Source organism: Candidatus Propionivibrio aalborgensis, assembly GCF_900089945.1.
Classification (GTDB): Bacteria; Pseudomonadota; Gammaproteobacteria; order Burkholderiales; family Rhodocyclaceae; genus Propionivibrio; species Propionivibrio aalborgensis.
Map to the genome: position 1 here is coordinate 1 of NZ_FLQY01000218.1, position 4,251 is coordinate 4,251.

The window sequence follows — 4,251 nt, forward strand, 5'->3', positions numbered from 1 at the left end:
CTTGACACCCAGCGCTCGCTGTTCGGGGAGATTCTGGATTGGATGCTGGCGCCGCTGTTGTTTGTGTGGCCGGTCAGCATTGCCGTCACACACTTCTTTTCCACCAGCGTTGCGAATTTTCCCTACGACCAGGCTTTGCGTGATCAAGTGACCGAGATTTCGCGAAAGCTCAAGTTTGTCGACGGGCGGCCACAAATCACTTTTCCCAAGTCTTCACGCTCTCTATTACGCTCGGATGAGATTGACAGCGTATATTTCCATGTACTCGGGGAGGGCGGGCGGTTGATCGCGGGGGATTCCGAGTTGCCTCCGCTTAAAACGACCGACGTCCCGAAGAAGCTTGAACCGGGAGAAGTCTACTTTCGCGACGATGATTCAAGTGGACAGGATCTGAGGGTTGCTTTTATGTACCTCGCGGAGCCAGACGCGCCTCGTGAGAACTGGATTCTGGTCGAAGTTGGCGAAACCCTTGAAAAGCGCTCTCAGCTTTCCAACAAGATTATCGCCAGTGTAATCTTGCCGCAATTCGTGATCATTCCCCTTGCCGTTGTTCTCGTCTGGTTCGGGCTGTCACAAGGCTTGCGCCCCTTGACGCGCCTTCGCGAGCGAATCGAGTCGCGCCGAGAGGCCGATCTTTCGCCGATTCCAGCAAGCCGGGTTCCGGAGGAACTGCAGCCGCTCACCGAAGCGTTCAATGCCATGCTGGTACGCATGCAGCACAATATGGATGCGCAGCGTCGTTTCATTTCAGATGCGGCGCATCAGATGCGCACGCCGCTTACCGGCCTGAAAATGCAGGCTCAGCTGGCCATGCGCGAGAACGACCCAGGACATCTGCGCTATGCATTGCAGAATATTTCGAGCAGCGTTGATCGCGCGTCGCATTTGGTCGATCAACTGCTTGCACTGGCGCGCGCCGAAGCGAGTGAACTTTCCGAGCAGGCGCTGGTACCGGTTGACCTCGATCGATTGCTGCATGACATTGTCGAAACTTGGGTAATACGTGCACTGGACCGGCATATTGATCTCGGTTACGAGCCGGCAGGCCCGGTGCATGTCCTGGGCAACGACTTCCTGTTACGCGAGATGATCAACAACCTCCTTGACAATGCTTTGCGCTATACACCAGATGAAGGTCGCGTTACCGCCCGCGTTGTGGCACAGGGCGACTTTGTCCTGCTTGAAATCGAAGACAGCGGCATCGGAATCTCCGATGAAGACGCGCATAACGTTTTCGACCGCTTTTACCGTGTTGATGGCACCGGCGTCGAGGGCAGCGGTCTGGGGCTTGCCATCGTACGAGAAATCGCTGAATTGCACCGAGCCGCTGCGAGCCTTCGTCCGCGTACCCCCGATGATCAAGGTAACCGGGTCCCGGGATCGATTGCGCGACTGGTGTTCTCGGCGCATCGTTTGGACACGTCAAGCGGTGTCGATCCAGAGCGCAAGCAGGCCGGTTTGGCCTGAGTTCTACCTGAGACAAGCTCGCATTCAAATCACCCGTTTGTTTTTGACGAAGCAAGGGCGGCCCGCTATAATGCCGCCTTCTTTGGCCAGTTAGCTCAGTTGGTAGAGCAGCGGACTGAAAATCCGCGTGTCCGTGGTTCGATTCCGCGACTGGCCACCAGTACCGCCAAGGGCTTGACCGTAAGGTCAGGCCTTTGTTGTTTGGGGACCGTGATAGAAACGTGACCGAGGGAAGTGCTCGAAGATCCCGTATCTACAGTAGCAAAATGCCGTGTGGCCACCGGTTCCAAAGCTTCACTTGCTACGGGTGAGTCTTTGCGACTACGGCACATGCAGCACAGGCAACCTTTGCAACAAATTGAATCTATTTGTTTTTCCGTCAGATATTGGCGCGACAAAACATGATTGGCGAGCTGTTGTTTCGTCGGAAGCCCCGAATCCATTCCAATCTGCATCCAGTTTGTATCCAAATTATTATGAATTGAGTATCGCTGGAGGGTAAATATTTCGCATAGAATAGACCCGATTACGTTATGTGCTGCGCGGTTTGGCGGCCACGACGTGGAGTCCACCAAGTAATAATAGTAAAGGGGTGTTACACAATGACGATCACTGCCTCGCCCGCATGGGCGGCCCTAAATGCCCATCGCCAAGCGTTCGGGAAGACACACTTGAGGGAATTGTTTTCCGGCGATCCAAAGCGCGTGGAATCATTGACCCTTTCGTTCGACGGTATCCACTATGATTTCTCCAAGCAGCGCATGTCCGCCGAGACGCTCGGTTTGCTTGCCGCACTGGCTACCGAGGCACGGGTTTCAGACTCGACAGAACGCATGTTTGCCGGTGAGCGCATCAACATCAGCGAGGGGCGTTCAGTCCTGCATGTTGCTTTGAGACGTTCTTCCGGGCCGTTCCCGAGCAGCCAGTTTGATGTGATGCCGGAGGTGATTGAAACGAGACGGCGCATGGCCGAATTCGCCGAGCGCCTGCGTTCGGGCAAATGCGTTGGGCACAAGGGAATGCCGATTCGGGATGTCGTCAATATCGGTATCGGCGGTTCGGATCTGGGCCCCAAGATGATGGGCCAGGCTCTGCGCTCTGTCAGCCATCCCGCACTTGGGGTTCACTATGTGTCGAACCTGGATGGGGCGCAGATGGCGCCACTGCTCCAGACGCTGGATCCGCGTACGACGCTGTTTATTGTCGCCAGCAAGACCTTCACCACACAGGAAACCATGTTCAACGCGAATACGGCGCGTGACTGGTTGCGAGCGAATCTTGGCGACGAACTGGTTTCAGAAAACCATTTCGCAGCGGTCTCCAGCAAACCTGAGCGAGCGGTTGAGTTCGGTGTCAGCGGTGATCTGGTTTTCCCGATCTGGGATTGGGTTGGCGGGAGGTATTCCTTGTGGTCTGCCGTTGGATTGGCGTTGATGATCGCGATCGGGCCGCATGCGTTCGACGAAATGCTGCGTGGAGCAGAGCGCATGGACGAGCATTTTCGCACTACGCCATTCGAGCGGAATTTGCCGGTGGTCATGGCGCTCATCGGCATCTGGAATACCAACTTCCTCGGTGCCTCTACAAATTCGGTGTTGCCGTACAACGAATCGCTCAAGTACTTCCCGTCGTTCCTGCAACAACTTGAGATGGAAAGCAATGGCAAGTCCGTCACCATTGGCGGGGAAGCGCTTGACTGTGCGACATCACCCATTGTCTGGGGTGAGCTGGGCAATAACGGGCAACACGCCTTTTTCCAGCTCCTGCATCAGGGTGGACGTGTGGTGCCCTGCGACTTCATCGCTGCCGTACGTTCCGATTTTCCGCTACCGAAGCATCAGGAGGCTCTCCTTTCCAACTGCTTCGCGCAGAGTGCCGCTTTGGCATTCGGCAAGAATGAAGGTGAAGTACGTACCGACTTGGAAAAGGAGTCGCTTAGTCCGCAGGAGGTCGCCGACCTGTTGCCGCACCGTGTTTTTGCTGGCAACCAGCCTTCATCAACCTTGCTGCTGACCAGTCTTAATCCGGGTACGCTCGGTGCGCTTATTGCGCTTTACGAGCACAAGGTGTTCGTGCAAGGCGCAATCTGGGGGATTAACTCGTTTGATCAATGGGGGGTTGAGCTTGGCAAGGCGGTAGCAAACCGTATCCTGCCCGCTGTGTATGACCCGGAGTTGGACAAGACGCTCGATGCATCAACACGGGGGTTGTTGGCTTTCAGTCGCAAGCATCTCAAATAATACTCAATCAAGCGTGATTACCCTTGAGGAATGACATGAAAATTATCTCCGTTGCTACGACCCCTTTCTCCGGGCAGAAGCCTGGTACTTCAGGATTGCGCAAGAAAGTCAAAGTCTTCAGGCAGCCTGGGTATCTCGAGAATTTTGTACAAGCCATTTTTGACAATCTGGACGGGCAACAGGGGGAAACGCTGGTCCTTGGTGGCGATGGTCGCTATTTCAACGATGTGGCTATCCAGACTATCCTGCGTATGGCAGCCGCCGCCGGATTTGGCCGGGTTCTTGTCGGTTGCAACGGTATTTTGTCCACGCCGGCTGCCAGTGCGGTAATTCGCAAACAGGGAGCTTTTGGCGGCATCATCTTGTCGGCCAGTCACAACCCGGGCGGGCCGGATGACGACTTCGGCATAAAATATAACCTCGGAAACGGTGGTCCGGCGAATGAAACCTTCACTGACGCCGTTTACCAGCGGACGCAGGAAATCAGCGCCTATCGGATCGTTGAGTCTGCCGATATCGACTTGGGCTGTCTTGGCGAGACGCG

General features: G+C 55.4%; 2 protein-coding genes, 1 tRNA gene and 1 pseudogene. All 4 read left to right on the forward strand.

Going from position 1 to position 4,251, the window contains the following annotated elements; genetic code table 11:
- The coding region (locus PROAA_RS11115; protein WP_222102220.1) for a sensor histidine kinase at positions 1-1,467 on the forward strand (1,467 nt) is incomplete at its 5' end.
- 84 nt (positions 1,468-1,551) lie between these two features.
- A tRNA-Phe gene (locus PROAA_RS11120) sits at positions 1,552-1,627 on the forward strand.
- Between the two features lie 442 nt (positions 1,628-2,069).
- Positions 2,070-3,707 carry a glucose-6-phosphate isomerase gene (gene pgi / locus PROAA_RS11125; protein WP_186411410.1) on the forward strand — a complete coding sequence of 546 codons (1,638 nt, stop codon included), beginning with the start codon at positions 2,070-2,072 and terminating at the stop codon, positions 3,705-3,707.
- 35 nt (positions 3,708-3,742) lie between these two features.
- Positions 3,743-4,251: pseudogene (locus PROAA_RS11130) on the forward strand (alpha-D-glucose phosphate-specific phosphoglucomutase); the annotation flags it as partial.